Source organism: Streptomyces sp. NBC_01716 (assembly GCF_036248275.1).
Taxonomy (GTDB): Bacteria; Actinomycetota; Actinomycetes; order Streptomycetales; family Streptomycetaceae; genus Streptomyces.
In genome coordinates this window covers 2146846-2163107 of sequence record NZ_CP109181.1, presented here as the reverse complement: position 1 = coordinate 2163107, position 16262 = coordinate 2146846, and the positions used below count along the sequence as shown (strand labels likewise).

General features: G+C 70.9%; 12 protein-coding genes. 8 read left to right on the top strand and 4 right to left on the bottom strand.

The annotated features are described in order from the left end of the window. Positions 1 to 37: 37 nt before the first annotated feature. Complete coding sequence (locus tag OIE74_RS09225) at positions 38 to 664, bottom strand: hypothetical protein (protein ID WP_329380633.1); 627 nt, start codon at positions 662 to 664, stop codon at positions 38 to 40. A 236-nt stretch (positions 665 to 900) separates the two neighbouring features. Between OIE74_RS09225 and OIE74_RS09220 the strand changes: the two genes are divergently transcribed. The 7 genes from OIE74_RS09220 (at position 901) to OIE74_RS09190 (ending at position 11502) form a co-directional block, all read left to right on the top strand. Beyond that, positions 901 to 3060: a RecQ family ATP-dependent DNA helicase gene (locus OIE74_RS09220; RefSeq protein ID WP_329380630.1), complete on the top strand. Its 2160-nt coding sequence runs from the start codon at positions 901 to 903 to the stop codon at positions 3058 to 3060. A 126-nt stretch (positions 3061 to 3186) separates the two neighbouring features. Next, on the top strand, positions 3187 to 4590 hold the full coding sequence (locus OIE74_RS09215; protein WP_329380628.1) for a DUF4192 domain-containing protein: 1404 nt from the start codon (positions 3187 to 3189) through the stop codon (positions 4588 to 4590). Between the two features lie 267 nt (positions 4591 to 4857). Then, on the top strand, positions 4858 to 5619 hold the full coding sequence (locus OIE74_RS09210; protein WP_329380625.1) for an NUDIX hydrolase: 762 nt from the start codon (positions 4858 to 4860) through the stop codon (positions 5617 to 5619). A 172-nt stretch (positions 5620 to 5791) separates the two neighbouring features. Then, complete coding sequence (locus OIE74_RS09205; protein ID WP_329380623.1) at positions 5792 to 7531, top strand: ATP-binding cassette domain-containing protein; 1740 nt, start codon at positions 5792 to 5794, stop codon at positions 7529 to 7531. 159 nt (positions 7532 to 7690) lie between these two features. Next, positions 7691 to 8578, top strand: coding sequence for a FadR/GntR family transcriptional regulator (locus OIE74_RS09200; protein WP_329380620.1), 888 nt, complete (start codon positions 7691 to 7693; stop codon positions 8576 to 8578). 381 nt (positions 8579 to 8959) lie between these two features. Then, complete coding sequence (locus tag OIE74_RS09195) at positions 8960 to 10507, top strand: RNA polymerase sigma factor (protein ID WP_329380617.1); 1548 nt, start codon at positions 8960 to 8962, stop codon at positions 10505 to 10507. 146 nt (positions 10508 to 10653) lie between these two features. Next, entirely contained in the window at positions 10654 to 11502 is an 849-nt protein-coding gene (locus tag OIE74_RS09190) for a S1 family peptidase (protein ID WP_329380614.1), read from the top strand. Positions 11503 to 11625: 123 nt separating this feature from the next. On the opposite strand, the gene OIE74_RS09185 is transcribed toward OIE74_RS09190, so the two are convergent. After that, positions 11626 to 11856 carry a DUF7455 domain-containing protein gene (locus OIE74_RS09185; RefSeq protein WP_023538184.1) on the bottom strand — a complete coding sequence of 77 codons (231 nt, stop codon included), beginning with the start codon at positions 11854 to 11856 and terminating at the stop codon, positions 11626 to 11628. A gap of 433 nt (positions 11857 to 12289) precedes the next feature. On the opposite strand from OIE74_RS09185, the gene OIE74_RS09180 reads away from it, so the two are divergent. Next, a complete protein-coding gene (locus OIE74_RS09180) occupies positions 12290 to 14416 on the top strand; it encodes a DNA gyrase/topoisomerase IV subunit B (protein ID WP_329380611.1) in 2127 nt (708 codons plus the stop codon). A 90-nt stretch (positions 14417 to 14506) separates the two neighbouring features. On the opposite strand, the gene OIE74_RS09175 is transcribed toward OIE74_RS09180, so the two are convergent. Next, positions 14507 to 15268: an SDR family NAD(P)-dependent oxidoreductase gene (locus OIE74_RS09175; protein WP_329380609.1), complete on the bottom strand. Its 762-nt coding sequence runs from the start codon at positions 15266 to 15268 to the stop codon at positions 14507 to 14509. Between the two features lie 37 nt (positions 15269 to 15305). Next, complete coding sequence (locus OIE74_RS09170; RefSeq protein ID WP_329380607.1) at positions 15306 to 16262, bottom strand: NADP-dependent oxidoreductase; 957 nt, start codon at positions 16260 to 16262, stop codon at positions 15306 to 15308.

Genomic DNA, 16262 nt, shown 5'->3' with positions numbered 1-16262 from the left:
GCAGCGACGAGGCGACCGGTGGACGACGTGCGAGCGGTCAGCGGGCCGCCGCGCGGCGCAGCGCGTCCACCGCGCCGCCACCGGAACGTACCGGCGTGGGAGCGGGGTCGATCACCGTCTCGGCGAGACTCTCGGGCGGTGAATCGGAGCTGGGCCGACGGCCGCCCCGGCCCTCACCCAGCACCTGCCAGCCGCCCCGCGTCAGGGTGATGTAGGCGCCGCAGCGCAGGCCGTGCAGTGTGCAGGCGTCCCGCAGCCCCCACATCCACGCCCCGTCCTCCTCGGTCCAACGCTCGTCGCCGTCACGGCAGTAGAGAAGTACGGCGGTGCGCACCGGGGTACGGCGGCGGAGATCGTGCGGGATGACCCGGCGCAGATGCGCCAGCAGGGCGTTCCGGAACTCCCAGCCGTCCACCGGCACCGCCCTCGGGGCGAACGAGGCGCTGGCCGCGAGACGTTCCTCGTGGTCGAGCACGGCGACGATCGCTGTCGCAGGAGTCGGCCGGTGGCGGGAGTGCAGACCGCTCACGACCTCGCGTGGGGAACGGAGCAGGGGTATGCCGGCCGCCGCCCACTCGGCGGGCTCAAGTGTCCTGGCGAGGCGGGTGACGGAATCGGCTGTCGTGATCGATGAGGCTGCGGACGGAGCGAATCCGAAGGTCACGTTCCTCCCTTCGCATACGCGCCCACAGTGCGGGCTGGGTCGGGTGAGGCACGCCGGGGCACAGTCCCTCCGGACCGCGAACGGTCCGACCGTGCGGGGGGCTTCTCCAATTCTTGCGGGCACTTGGGCGGGCGGCAACGAGCAAATGACGTCGCTGACCGGAATGGGTGGGAATAGCGGTGATATCCCCGCCTGGGATTCGCCGATTGTCAGTGGCATCGGGTTGCATGGGGGGCATGGACAACCTGGAGCTCCGTGCTGAAGCCGACGCCATCCTCGCCGAGCTCGTCGGTGCCCCCGGGGGTTCGGCGCGGCTGCGGGAGGACCAGTGGCAGGCGGTGGCCGCCCTGGTGGAGGAGCATAGGCGGGCGCTGGTGGTGCAGCGCACCGGTTGGGGCAAGTCGGCCGTGTACTTCGTGGCCACCGCGTTGCTGCGCCGACGTGGCGCGGGTCCGACGGTGATCATCTCGCCGCTGCTGGCGCTGATGCGCAACCAGGTCGAGGCGGCGGCCCGAGCCGGGATCCAGGCGCGCACGATCAACTCGGCCAACCCGGAGGAGTGGGAGAGGATCTACGGGGAGGTCGAGCGCGGCGAGACAGACGTGCTGCTCGTCAGTCCGGAGCGTCTCAACTCCGTGGATTTCCGCGATCAGGTACTGCCCAGGCTCGCGGCCACGACCGGTCTGCTCGTGGTCGACGAGGCGCACTGCATCTCCGACTGGGGGCACGACTTCCGGCCCGACTACCGCCGGTTGCGCACGATGCTGGCGGAGTTGCCGACCGGGGTGCCGGTGCTGGCCACGACGGCGACGGCGAACGCGCGGGTGACAGCCGATGTGGCCGAGCAGTTGGGGACGGGGGGTGAGGACGCCCTTGTTCTGCGGGGGCCGCTGGACCGGGAGAGCCTCAGGCTGGGTGTCCTGGAGCTGCCGAACGCGGCGAACCGGCTGGCGTGGCTGGGGGAGCGGCTGGGTGATCTGCAGGGTTCGGGGATTATCTACACGCTGACGGTCGCGGCGGCGGAGGAGGTCGCGGCGTTCCTGCGGCAGCGGGGGTATCCGGTGGCCTCCTACACGGGCAAGACGGAGAACGCCGACCGGCTGCAGGCGGAGGAGGATCTGCTGGCGAACCGGGTGAAGGCGCTGGTGGCGACCTCGGCGCTGGGAATGGGCTTCGACAAGCCGGACCTGGGATTCGTCGTGCACCTGGGGTCGCCCTCGTCCCCGATCGCCTATTACCAGCAGGTGGGGCGTGCGGGGCGCGGTGTGGACCACGCGGATGTGCTGCTTCTGCCGGGGCGGGAGGACGAGGCGATCTGGGCGTACTTCGCGTCGGTGGGCTTTCCTCCCGAGGAGCAGGTCCGGCGCACGCTGGCGGTGCTGGAGGACGCGGGCCGTCCGCTGTCGCTGCCGGCCTTGGAGCCGTTGGTGGATCTTCGGCGCTCGCGTCTTGAGACGATGCTGAAGGTGCTGGACGTGGACGGGGCGGTCAAGCGCGTGAAGGGGGGCTGGACCGCGACGGGGCAGCCGTGGGCGTACGACGCGGAGCGGTACGCCTGGGTCGCCAGGCAGCGGGCCGCCGAACAGCAGGCCATGCGAGACTATGTGGCGACCACGGGCTGCCGGATGGAGTTCTTGCAGCGGCAGCTCGACGACGAGAAGGCGGCGCCCTGTGGTCGCTGCGACACCTGCGCCGGGCCCTGGCTCGACCCCGCGGTCTCTTCCGCGGCCCTCGCGGCGGCGACGGGCGAGCTGGACCGTCCGGGAGTCGAGGTCGAGCCCCGCAAGATGTGGCCGACCGGTCTCGCCGCTGTCGGCATGGACCTCAAGGGCCGAATTCCCGCTGGGCAGCAGGCAGTCACGGGACGTGCGCTGGGCAGGCTGTCGGACATCGGCTGGGGCAACCGCCTGCGTCCGCTTCTGTCGGCGCAGGCGGCGGACGGGCAGGTCCCGGACGACGTGCTGAACGCGGTCGTGACGGTGCTGGCCGACTGGGCCCGCTCGCCGGGCGGCTGGGCCAGTGGCTCCCCCGACGCGGTGGCCCGTCCGGTGGGCGTCGTCGCCATGCCCTCCCGCTCCCGCCCGCGACTGGTCGCCTCGCTGGCCGGGGGTGTGGCCCGGGTCGGACGGCTCCCGCTGCTGGGCAGCCTGGTCTACACGCCGCAGGCCGACGAGCATGCGTCGCACCGCAGCAACTCCGCCCAGCGGCTGCGCGCCCTGGCAGCCTCGTTCGCGGTCTCCGACGAACTCGCCGCGGCTTTGGCCGACACCCCCGGACCGGTCCTGCTCGTCGACGACTACGCCGACTCCGGCTGGACCATGGCGGTGGGCGCACGCCTGCTGCGCCAGCAGGGGGCCGACCAGGTACTCCCGCTGGTACTGGCCCAGGCCGGGTAGACGTACTGGCCCAGGCCGGGTAGACCTGCTCGCGCGTAACGGCAGATCGCGAATGCCGGAGCCGGCCTGTGGATAACGTTATCCACAGGGGTCGCGGGATTCCGGCTTCCGCGGGACCGTCGAGTCATGAACAAGCACAGCGAACCGACCCGTCCCGCCGACCAGCAGCAAGTCACCCTGCGCAGCCCTGCCGAGCTCGCCGATGCCCTGCCATTTCTGATGGGCTTCCATCCCTCCGACTCGATCGTTCTCGTCGCGCTGCACGGCGAGGAGGGCCGCTTCGGCGGGCGGCTGAGGCTCGGGATCCCGCGCTCGTCCCGCGAATGGGCGCCGGTCTCCGAGCAGTTGGCCCTGTGTCTGGTGGAGGGGAGTGAGCGGCGCGGGTCCCGGCCGGACGGGATTGTCGCCTTCCTCTGCCAGGATCCGGGGGAGGGCGCCACGGGCCGTGGCGTACGCGACCGCCTGCAGCCGCTCGCGCAGCTGATCCGCACGGGCTTCGGCGGCCTCGACATCCCCGTGCACGAGGTGCTCTGCATCTCGGACGGCCGTTTCTGGTCCTACTGCTGCCCGGACACGCGCTGTTGTCTACCGGAAGGCACCCCGCTGGCGCTGCCCGGTACCTCCGTGATGGCTGCGGCGTCCACCTACGCGGGGATCCAAGTGCGGGGATCTCTCAGGGAGATGGAGGCGCGACTGGAGCCTTGGCCGGTTTCGGCGAGCAGGGCGGCGGAACAGGAACAGGCGCTGGACGAGGCCGCGGGCGCGCTGGTGCCGATGATTCTGGGCGGTGGGGACCGTGAGGAGGTCGGAGCGTCGACACTCCGGACCGCCCGGGAACTGATGGACCGTCTGGCACAGACACCACCCGTGCCGCCGCGCAGGGAAGAGGGCGGGCGGGCCGGCGGGGGAGCAGGCGAGGGCACGGACACCACCGACGACCTGCTCATCGCTGACGATGAAGCGGCTGAGGTCATCATCGGCCTTCAGGACCGGGAGATCCGCGACCGGGCGGCCCAGTGGATGGAGGGGCCCGACGCGGAGGCGGCGCTACGGCTCTGGCGGGCCCTGTCCCGCCGGTGTGTTGGTTCCTACGCAGAACACGCGGTCGCCCCACTCACCCTCGCCGGGTGGGTCGCCTGGTCCTGCGGAGACGAACCGGCGGCCCGGGTCGCGCTCGGACTGGCCCTGCGGCTCGACCCCACGTACACCTTCGCCCAACTCCTCCACCAGGCCTTCAACGAAGGGCTCGACCCGGAGACCCTGCGGCGCTGCATGCGCGCCGAGCGCATCGCCACCGCCACCGAGACCGCCACGGGGAGCCCACGGCCCCGCCGGTCGCGGCAGTCCACGACGAAGCAGGCCAGGAAGACGATGAAGAGGGTGGTGAGGAAAGCGACGATCAAAAGGGCGACGATCAAGAAGGAGGCGCCCAGGACGGTGCCGGCACCGAGGTCCCGGCCCGGCGGGCCGGTGCCGCGCGGCCGGGCCGTCGGCCGCGGTGGGCAGCGGGGGACGAAAAGCGGCAGGTGAGAGAGGGGCCTGCCGCAGGTGCCGAGTGCCCGGTGAGGTGAGCGAGGGTGTGACGGCGTCTCTCGCCCCTGCCCCTCACCCGACGCGCCGCACGGGCCGTACGAACGCTGCTTCCCACGTCCTCCCACGTCCTGTCGGAAGCCGAACGGCCGAGTGGGCGGTCGCCGGGTTCGGGCGCCGTGGAGCCCGGCGCCGGGGCGGCGAAGAAGTCGGCGGACCTGAGCGGAACGGGTGTTTATCGTCAGGCAGACGACTAAGATCACCGGCATGTCGCCCTACGACCCGTCGGCTTACCCCCCTTTCGCAGTCACCGTCGACCTGGTCGTGCTCACCGTGCGCCGCCATGCCCTGTGCGCGCTGGTCGTCCGGCGTGGTGAGGCACCCTTCCAGGGGCGCTGGGCGCTGCCCGGCGGCTTCGTCAAGGGCGATGAGGATCTTGGTGCGGCGGCCGCGCGCGAGCTGGCCGAGGAGACGGGGCTGTGCGCGCACGACCCGGCCTCGCCCGCGGCGAACGGCGCCCATCTGGAACAGCTCGCCACCTACGGCGCCCCGGAGCGCGACCCCCGGATGAGGGTCGTGAGTGTCGCCCATCTGGCGCTCGCGCCCGACCTGCCCGCACCCCGCGCGGGCGGTGACGCCAACAGCGCCCGCTGGGCCCCCGTGGACGCGCTGCTCGACTACGAGGGCGGCTTCGGCCGCGACGACGAACAGCCCGCGCCGCTCGCCTTCGACCACGCGCGCATCCTCGGGGACGGGGTGGAGCGGGCCCGTTCCAAGATCGAGTACTCCTCGCTGGCGACCGCCTTCTGCCCGGCGGAGTTCACGGTCGGCGAGCTGCGCAGGGTGTACGAGGCGGTGTGGGGCGTCGCGCTCGATCCCCGTAACTTCCACCGCAAGGTGACCGGCACCCCGGGCTTTCTGGTGCCGTCCGGCGGGACCACCACACGGCAGGGCGGGCGGCCCGCCCAGCTGTTCCGGGCGGGCGGGGCCACGGTCCTCAACCCGCCGATGCTGCGCCCCGAGGTCTGACCCCGCCGCCTGACACCTCCAGCCGCGGTCACGGCGGGCCCTCCCTTATCCGGCCTGATCCGGGGAGACACGGCCCAGTCACCACCCTGCGCAATAAGTCAGATATGTCGCGTTATCTTTCTGCGGTACTCATACTGCCCCCGAGCGGTCTCACCTCCCCGCGAGAGAAGCGATGCTCCAGGCCATCGGACTCACCAGCACCCCCCACCGCGATCTCCCGCCCGCCGTGGACGATCTGACCTTTGATGCCGCGACCGGCGGCGTCACGGCCCTGCTCGGCGCCGAGGGCGCCGGCAAGACCACCGCCCTGCGGCTGATGCTCGAACTCGAATCCGGCCGCGGAATCACCTACTTCCGGGGCCGGCCCCTCCACCGCATCGCCCACCCCGCCCGTGAGGTCGGCGTCCTGCTCGGCGACGTGCCGGGCCACCCCGCGCGCACCGCCAAGGGACAGCTCCGGATGCTCTGCGCCGCCGCCGGCGTGCCCGCCGCGCGTGCCGACGTTTTGCTCGACCTGGTCGGCATCGGCGCCCTGCGCGACGAACCGCTGGGCTCCCTCTCCCTCGGCATGGACCGCAGACTCGGCCTCGCCGCCGCCCTGTTGGGCGACCCGCACACGCTCGTCCTCGACGAACCCGCCGCCGGTCTCTCCCCCCGCGAGAGCGGCTGGCTGCACGGGCTGCTCCGGGCGCACGCGGCCAACGGCGGCACCGTTCTCTTCACCACCAGTGATCCCAAGGAAGCGGCCCGCACCGCCGATCGAGTCGTCACCGTCCACGAAGGCCGCCTCGTCGCCGACCAGGACGCCGCCGACTTCGCGCGGACCCGGCTGCGCCCGCGCGTGGTGATCCGTACCCCGCACGCGGCCAGGCTCGCCGACGCCGTGAACCGCGAGGCGCGCGCCGAGCGCCGCTCCGTCGAGGTCGTCACGGACTCCGGCGGGCGGCTGACCGTCTTCGGCAGCAACTGCGCCGAGTTGGGCGAGACGGCCTTCCGGCACAACATCCTCGTCCATCAACTCGCCGACGAGACAGGCGACACCGGCCCAGCACCACCCCCCGCGCCGGCCTCAGAGGTACGGCCGGCACCCCCGGAGCCCGGCACCGGCCCCCTGCCGCCTCCGCTGCCCGCGCGGCCCGTGCGCAGCCCGCTGCGGCCCTTCCGGTACGAGCTCCGCCGCTTCCTCGGCGTACGGACCCCCTGGCTGGTCGCCGCCGCCGTCCTGATCGCCTCCCTCGCCCTGAGCCTGCCGCTCGCGCGTACCGGCGGCACCCCGCTGTCCGGCCTCCTCGCGGCCTGGCCCGCGTTCCTCCCGCTGCCACCGGCCGCCCTGGGGGCGGGCCTGCTCGGCGCGTTCGCCTTCGGCGACGAGTACCGCTACCCGGCGCTCGCCGCTGGACGGGGAACCGTTCCGCGCCGCATCGGCCTGCTGCTGGCCAAACTCACCGTCACCGGCACGGCCGCCCTCCTGCTCGCGGCCCTCACCGTCGTCGTCGACTCGCAGGCCATGAGACTGGTGTACGGCGGCGGAACGGATGTGGTGCCCCCGGACTGGCCCGCGCTCGTGGTCAGTTGGGCCGGACTGGCCGTCGGCTGCGCCTGGGCGGGTCTCCTCGGGGCCGGCATCTTCCGGGTCACCGGCGCCGGGGTCGCCGCCGTGCTCGCCGTACCGGTCGTGGTCGTCCCCCTCGTACAGAAGGGGCTTGCCGTTCCGTCGGCGCGTTCGATCGTCGGACTGCCGGCCAGGCTGCGTGAACTGGCGTGGCCGCAATGGCCGGAGGCCGCCGACCGCTGGCTGGTGGCGACGGGCCGGGTGCTTTCCCAGCCCGTCGGGGCCGCGCTGGCGCTGTCGTTGTCCGCCCTGCTCTGTGCGTATCTGTTCACGAGCCTTCGCCGCAGGGCCCGTTGGTGATCGCCGGATGACCGGAGCTATCGCACTTGCCCATAACTCCCTGATTCCGCCCGCTTCTTTACGATAAGTCGTCAATCGAAGGGCGGGCGCCGATCACCCTTTCGTGTGCTTTTCACCAAAGACCTCAAGGGGCCGACGAGCGAAGCCGACAAAGGATGCGTGAGTACCCTTGCGCACACCATGATGACCGCCGCCCGCTCCGTCGAATCCGGCCTCCCGGCCCCGGGCGGAATCGACCGCTACCCCTACCCGGAGACGCCCGGCGCCGACCGCATTCCCACCCCCGCCTGGGAGGGCGCGGACAACGAGTTGGGCCGGGTCGGCCGGCGCTCGGCGGGCAGCCGGGGCCGTGGGCTGCACGGCCAACTCGTCCAGCAGCTCGGCCAGATGATCGTCTCCGGCGATCTGGGCGCCGACCGGCCGCTCGTACCGGAGGAGATCGGCCAGCGCTTCGAGGTCTCCCGCACGGTGGTCCGCGAGTCGCTGCGCGTCCTTGAGGCCAAGGGCCTCGTCAGCGCCCGCCCCAACGTCGGCACCCGGGTCCGGCCGGTCAGCGACTGGAACCTGCTGGACGCCGACATCATCGAATGGCGGGCGTTCGGCCCCCAGCGTGACGACCAGCGCCGCGAACTGACCGAGCTGCGCTGGACGATCGAGCCGCTCGCCGCCCGTCTCGCCGCCGGCCACGGCCGGGAGGATGTCCAGCAGCGGCTGGCCGACATGGTCGAGATCATGGGGCACGCCATCGCCCAGGCCGACTCGATCACGTTCTCGCGTGCCGACGCCGAGTTCCACTCCCTGCTGATCCAGCTCGCGGGCAACCGGATGCTGGAGCACCTGTCGGGGATCGTCTCGGCGGCCCTCCAGGTCTCCGGCGGCCCCGTCACGGGCTGTGACCGACCCACCGACGCGTCGCTGGCGCACCACGCGCGGATCGTCGAGGCCCTCGCGGCGGGCGACTCCCAGGCGGCCGAATCCGCCATGCGGCAGCTTCTGATGGTGCACCCTGAAGTGGAACGAGTCGTTCCCGCGCCGCGCGAGCACTGAGGCGGTCACGGGGGTACTGAGGGCGAGTCCCGCGGTGCCGAGCAGGAAAAGAGAGGTCAGGACGGACGGGGGCGTGCGCGTCACGTGCCGCCGGACCCCAGGGCCCGGCGGCACGAACGCGCGATAAAACCCTTCTGGCTGCTTTGCCGTAAATGAGGTGTGACTCGGGCCACGTGGATTGGGCGTAACACTCCGCGAGGCAGGGCGATGACCTAAGAGGTGACAGCCACAGAGGGAATAGCGCCACGAGGAGTGGCGCTGTATCCAGCCTCCGAGGTCCAGCCCGCGCCGTCGGCGCATCCCCAGTCGACGGTCGTCGGCTCCGCCCCGATCCTTGGGGAGGGAGCCGGAAGTCGTTTCCATCGTTCCGAGAGGTTGTTCGTGTCGGCCAGCACATCCCGTACGCTCCCGCCGGAGATCGCCGAGTCCGAGTCTGTGATGGCGCTCATCGAGCGGGGAAAGGCTGATGGGCAGATCGCCGGCGACGACGTGCGTCGGGCCTTCGAGGCTGACCAGATTCCGCCAACCCAGTGGAAGAATGTTCTGCGCAGCCTCAACCAGATCCTCGAGGAAGAGGGTGTGACGCTGATGGTCAGTGCCGCGGAGTCGCCGAAGCGCGCCCGCAAGAGCGTCGCTGCGAAGAGCCCGGCGAAGCGCACCGCCACCAAGACAGTCGCCGCCAAGACCGTTCATACGAAGACCGTCGCGGCCACCGCCGCCCCGGTCGCCGAGACCGTCGAGACGCCCGCCGACGAGAGTGCCGCGCCCGCCAGGAAGACGGCGGCGAAGAAGACCGTGGCCAAGAAGGCGGCGGCCAAGAAGACCGCCGTCAAGAAGGTCGCGGCGAAGAAGACCGCGGGCAAGAAGGACGCCGACGAGGCCGCCGAGGGCGAGGAGACGGCCGAGGAGGTCCAGGCGGGCAAGGGCGAGGAGGAGGAGACCGAGGGCGAGAACAAGGGCTTCGTACTCTCCGACGACGACGAGGACGACGCGCCCGCCCAGCAGGTCGCCGTCGCGGGCGCCACCGCCGACCCGGTCAAGGACTACCTCAAGCAGATCGGCAAGGTCCCGCTCCTCAACGCCGAGCAGGAGGTCGAGCTCGCCAAGCGCATCGAGGCGGGTCTGTTCGCCGAGGACAAGCTGGCGAACGCCGACAAGCTCGCCCCCAAGCTCAAGCGCGAGCTGGAGATCATCGCCGAGGACGGGCGCCGCGCCAAGAACCACCTGCTGGAGGCCAACCTCCGTCTGGTGGTCTCGCTGGCCAAGCGCTACACCGGCCGCGGCATGCTCTTCCTGGACCTGATCCAGGAGGGCAACCTGGGTCTGATCCGCGCGGTCGAGAAGTTCGACTACACCAAGGGCTACAAGTTCTCCACGTACGCCACCTGGTGGATCCGGCAGGCGATCACCCGCGCCATGGCCGACCAGGCCCGCACCATCCGTATCCCGGTGCACATGGTCGAGGTCATCAACAAGCTCGCGCGCGTGCAGCGCCAGATGCTCCAGGACCTGGGCCGTGAGCCCACCCCGGAGGAGCTGGCCAAGGAACTCGACATGACCCCTGAGAAGGTCATCGAGGTCCAGAAGTACGGTCGCGAGCCGATCTCCCTGCACACCCCGCTGGGTGAGGACGGGGACAGCGAGTTCGGTGACCTCATCGAGGACTCCGAGGCGGTCGTCCCGGCCGACGCGGTCAGCTTCACGCTTCTCCAGGAGCAGCTGCACTCGGTGCTCGACACGCTCTCCGAGCGTGAGGCCGGCGTGGTCTCCATGCGCTTCGGTCTGACCGACGGCCAGCCCAAGACACTGGACGAGATCGGCAAGGTCTACGGCGTGACGCGTGAGCGCATTCGTCAGATCGAGTCGAAGACGATGTCCAAGCTCCGCCACCCGTCGCGTTCGCAGGTTCTGCGCGACTACCTGGACTAGGCCGGTTTCTCCTGCCTTGCGCAGCCCCTTCCGAGGGCCCGCGATCCCGACCGGGATTGCGGGCCCTCAGGCGTTGCGGGGATGCGTTTGTCGGCTCAATGGGTGACTCTGTGTCAGTAGGAGTCACCGGAGAGTCAGGAGCCAGTATGCGTCGCCCTATTGCCCGAGTGCTCACGGGAGGACTGGCCACGATCGCCGCGGGGGCGGTGCTGCCGCTCGTGTCCCCCGTGCCGGCCGCCGCGGACCGCGTGGTCGTGGGAGGGGAGCCGGCTCCGGCCGCTGAGAGTCCCTGGGTCGTGGCGCTGTCCAGCCGCGAACGGTTCGGGAACACTCGCGCGGGCCAGTTCTGCGGCGGCGCGGTCGTGGCGCCCACGAAGGTGCTCACGGCCGCGCACTGCATGGGCAGGGACGTGCTCGGGGTGAAGCCCGAGGATGTGACCGACCTGCGGGTCATCGCGGGCCGGGAGGAGCTGCAGGGGAAGGGCGGCAGGGAGGTCCGGGTCGGTTCCGTACGGATCGATCCGGCGTACGACCCGGCGACCCACGCCTCGGACCTCGCGGTGCTGACGCTGGCCGAGCCGCTGCCCGCGCGGTACAGCGTCCGGCCGGCCGATCCGGGCTCGGAGGCCCTGGCCCCCGGCACCCCGGCGAAGGTGTTCGGCTGGGGCGACACCAGCGGCCGGGGCACATACGCCTCCGCGCTGCGCTCCGCCCCGGTGACGGTCCTGGCGGACTCCGAGTGCGAGCGGGCCTACCCCGGGGGCTCAGGGGGCCGCTACGAGGCCTCCACGATGCTCTGCGCCGGCGATCCCGATGGCGGGCACGACGCCTGCCAGGGCGACAGCGGAGGGCCGCTGGTGGCCCGTGGGCGGCTCATCGGGCTGGTCTCGTGGGGAAGCGGCTGTGGGAAGGCCGGGAGTCCGGGGGTCTACACCCGGATCACCTCGGCGGGTGACCAGGTGGCCGAGGCCACCGGAACGCGGCGTACGCGCTGAGGGCAGTCAGGCGCTGATCAAGGCGCTGATCAACGAGAACGGGCCGCCGTCCCGGTGTCTGCCGGGGTGGCGGCCCGTCGGCCGGTCCTGGATCGGCCCTTGGCTCGTCGTGGATGCGAGGGATCAGTGTTCCTCTTCACCGGCGGCGGCCTGCACGGCCGTCAGTCGGTCGGTCTCATCCTGTATTTCCGCGGCGATCTTCTTGAGTTCCGGCTCGAACTTGCGTCCGTGATGGGCGCAGAAGAGCAGTTCACCACCGCTGGTCAGGACGACGCGCAGATATGCCTGGGCGCCGCAGCGGTCGCAGCGGTCAGCGGCCGTCAGCGGGCTCGCGGGGGTCAGAACAGTAGTCACGTCGCCTCTTCTCTAGCTCGACGAGCTGTCGTACCAGGGTCAACATCCAACCAGGCCGAAAACGTTCCCGCTCGCGGCCTTTCCTCGAAACTTCTTCCCGAGGCGGCTGTCTGTCGCCGGTTGGCGGCGAATGAGCCGTATTGCTTAGCTTTACGGTTTCGCGTTGCTTGTCAGGGGGTCGATCCTCCCGGCCGGCTTGCCGGTTGTTGATGAGGACGTGCCCGGAGCCTAAATGGTTCATGCCTGGAAGGGAACGTGATGTGTGCTTCACTCCATCGAGGGATCGAACACTCATGCGAGCCTCGGCTAGCATGAGAATTCAATAGGGTGGCGCTACAACGGCTCTACCAGGCCTCTGTACCCTCTGAGCGGCGACCGATGCCGGGCCCTTACCCACTGGGCCACATTTCAAATTCAGCGAGGAGCGAACCGCGTGACCGCCGAGACGTCCGTGCCGTCCAGTGCGCTGCTGACCGCAGACCGTGACGGTTCCAACTACACCGCGCGGCACCTGCTCGTCCTTGAGGGGCTCGAAGCGGTCCGGAAGCGACCCGGTATGTACATCGGGTCCACCGACAGCCGTGGCCTGATGCATTGCCTCTGGGAAATCATCGACAACTCCGTCGACGAGGCCCTGGGGGGTTACTGCGACCGTATCGACGTCACTCTGCACGAGGACGGCTCCGTCGAGGTCAGGGACAACGGCCGGGGCATCCCTGTCGACGTCGAGCCCAAGACCGGCCTCTCCGGTATCGAGGTCGTCATGACGAAGCTCCACGCGGGCGGAAAGTTCGGCGGCGGCTCGTACGCGGCCTCCGGCGGTCTGCACGGCGTGGGCGCCTCCGTCGTCAACGCGCTCTCGGCCCGGCTGGACGTCGAGGTGGACCGCAACAGCGCCGTGCACGCGATCAGCTTCCGCCGCGGTGTCCCCGGCATGTTCACGGAATCGGGCCCCGACGCCCCCTTCGACCCCGCGAACGGGCTGCTCAAGGGCAAGCGGGTGCCCAAGACGCGCACCGGAACCCGGATCCGGTACTGGGCGGACCGGCAGATCTTCCTCAAGGACGCCAGGCTCTCGCTGGAGACGCTGCACCAGCGGGCCCGCCAGACCGCCTTCCTCGTGCCCGGCCTGACCATCGTCGTGCGCGACGAGCGGGCGGCCGGCGAGAGCGAGGGCGGCGAGACGATCGAGGAGACGTTCCGCTACGACGGCGGGATCAGCGAGTTCTGCGAGTATCTGGCGCAGGACAAGGCCGTCTGCGACGTGCTGCGGCTGACCGGCCAGGGCGTCTTCAAGGAGACCGTGCCCGTCCTGGACGACCGCGGTCATATGACGCCCACCGAGGTCACCCGCGAGCTGGGTGTCGACATCGCGCTGCGCTGGGGCACCGGGTACGACACCACGATGCGCAGCTACGTCAACATCATCGCCACCCCCAAGGGCGGCACGCACATGACCGGCTTCGAGCGCGCCGTGACCAAGACGGTCAACGAGACGCTGCGCTCGGCGAAGCTCCTGCGCGTCGCCGAGGACGACGTCGTCAAGGACGACGCCCTGGAAGGGCTCACGGCCGTGGTCACGGTGCGGCTGGCCGAGCCGCAGTTCGAAGGGCAGACCAAGGAGATCCTCGGGACGTCGGCGGCCAACCGGATCGTCGCCAACGTGGTCTCCAAGGAACTCAAGGAGTTCCTGACGTCGACCAAGCGCGACGCGAAGGCGCAGGCGCGCGCCGTGCTGGAGAAGGTCGTCGCCGCGGCCCGTACGCGTATCGCCGCCCGTCAGCACAAAGAGGCGCAGCGCAGGAAGACGGCGCTGGAGACCTCCTCGCTGCCGGCCAAGCTCGCCGACTGCCGCAGTGACGACGTGGAGCGCAGCGAGCTGTTCATCGTGGAGGGGGACTCGGCGCTCGGTACGGCCAAACTCGCCCGGAACAGCGAATTCCAGGCACTGCTGCCGATCCGGGGCAAGATCCTGAACGTTCAGAAGTCGTCGGTGTCCGACATGCTGAAGAACGCCGAGTGCGGCGCGATCATCCAGGTCATAGGGGCCGGGTCGGGCAGGACGTTCGACATCGACGCCGCGCGCTACGGCAAGATCGTGCTGCTGGTCGACGCCGATGTCGACGGGGCCCACATCCGCTGTCTGCTGCTGACGCTGTTCCAGCGCTACATGCGCTCGATGGTGGAGGCGGGCCGCGTCTTCGCGGCGGTGCCGCCCCTGCACCGGGTGGAGCTCGTGCAGCCCAAGAAGGGCCAGGACAAGTACGTCTACACGTACTCGGACAACGAGCTGCGGCAGACGCTCCTGGAGTTCCAGCGCAAGAACGTGCGCTACAAGGACTCCATCCAGCGCTACAAGGGCCTCGGTGAGATGGACGCCGACCAGCTCGCGGAGACCACGATGGACCCCCGCCACCGCACCCTGCGGCGGATCAACATCGGGGACCTCGAATCGTCCGAGCAGGTCTTCGACCTGCTCATGGGCAACGAGGTCGCGCCCCGCAAGGAGTTCATCACCAGCTCGGCCGCGACGCTGGACCGCGCCAGGATCGACGTCTGACCCGCGGCGGAGCGACTGCGCGTGCCAGGTGCGCGGGCTCGGTGATCCTCCTCCGGCCCGCGCACGGTCCACGCCCGCGCCGACGGGATGTCAGCGAGCGGTGAAGCCGCCGTCCACGGCGAGCGCCGCGCCGTTGATGAACGTGCTCTCGTCGCTGAGGAGAAAAGCGGTGAACGCGGCGACATCTTCCTCGGAGCCCGCCCGCCCGGTCGGCAGCTGTCCCAGAAAAAGGTTCTCGATCTCCGGGTAGGCCGCCACGGCGGTGCGCCACAGAGGAGTGTCGATGAGCCCGGTCAACAGCGCGTTGACCCTGACGCCTTCCTTCGCCGAGTCGAGCGAGGCGGAGCGGGTCAGGCCCACCACACCGTGCTTGGCCGCCGTATAGGCGGGCATGCTCGCGTCACCCACCGCGCCGGCTGTGGAGGCGTTGTTCACGATCCCGCCACCGCCCGACGCCGCGATGGCCGGGATCTCGTACTTCAGGCTGTAGAACACGCTGGTCAGATTCGCCTCGATCATGTTGTGCCAGAAGGCGGCGTCGGTCTCTCCAAGGGTGCGCTGGTTGTCGCCTCCGCCCGCGTTGTTGAACGCTCCGTGCAGGCCCCCGAACTCGCTGACCGCGAAGTCCACGAGGCGGGACAGCTCCTCCTCCCTCGTGACGTCCGTCCGCACGAAGAACGCCCGGCCGCCCATGGCTCCGATCTCTTCCGTGGTCGCTTCACCGCGTGCGGGGTCGCGCGCGCCGATGACGACAGTCGCGCCTTCGGACGCCGCGCGTCTGGCGAAGGCCGCGCCCATGCCGGAGGTGCCTCCGGTGACGATGACGACCTTGGACTGAAGTTGTTGTGACATCTCTGCTGCTCCATTCATCGTGCGGGGCGTCGCCCCGTCAGAAGTCGAGGACGAGGCGGCCCCGGATGCCGCCTCTTTCAAGGTCGCGGTGGGCCTCGGCGGCCTGGTCGATGGGGTAGGTGCGGGCCACCCTCAGCGTGAGGGCGCCGTCCTCCGCCTGCCGGGCCAGTCGGTCCAGGACGTCGTGGCGTCCGTCGTAGGTGTGGACGTACACCGAGTGCGAGGTGATGCCGCGTCCGCCGGATGCGGTACCACTCGCGGGCTCGGCCGGCCCGCGTACGACCGCCATGGCCCCGCCGTCGCGGAGCGCGGCCGGCAAAGTGCCGCCGATGGCGGCGGCGTCGAGGAGACCGTCGGCCCCGCCGGGGACCGCCTCGCGAATGCGCTCCGCCACGTCCCGGCCCCGCCGTACCACGGCGTCCGCGCCCAGCGTCGACACCAGCGCTTCGTCGGCGGGGGAGGCGTCGGCCACGACCGTCAGGCCCTCCGCCTTGGCCAGTTGGACCGCGAATCCGCCGACGCCGCCCGCCGCCCCCGTGACCGCGAGGACCTGGCCGGGGGCGAGGCCCAGAAGGTCCAGCGCCCTGCGGGCGGTGAGCCCGTTCAGGGGCAGCGTCGAGGCCTGGGCGTGGCCGGCGTCGCGAGGTGCCCTCACGACGAACGCGGCCGGCAGGACCACGTGCTCCGCGTACGCGCCGCCGGCCGGCCGGGTCGGGTTGACCAGCGCGACGACATGATCGCCGGTCGCGAGCCCGGTACGGGTTCCCGCTCCGATCTCGTCGACGACACCGGCCGCGTCCAGTCCGGGGATATGGGGCGGCGGGCCCTGGAGCAGTCCGGCCGCCACGCCGGTCCGGATCAGGGTGTCGGCGGGAGAGACCGCCGCCGCACGCACCCTGACGCGGATCTCGCCTGGACCGGCGTGGCGGTCGGGCAGCTCATGCACCCGCAGGACGTCGGGCCCGCCGTACTGCTGGAGTGCCACGGCCTTCAC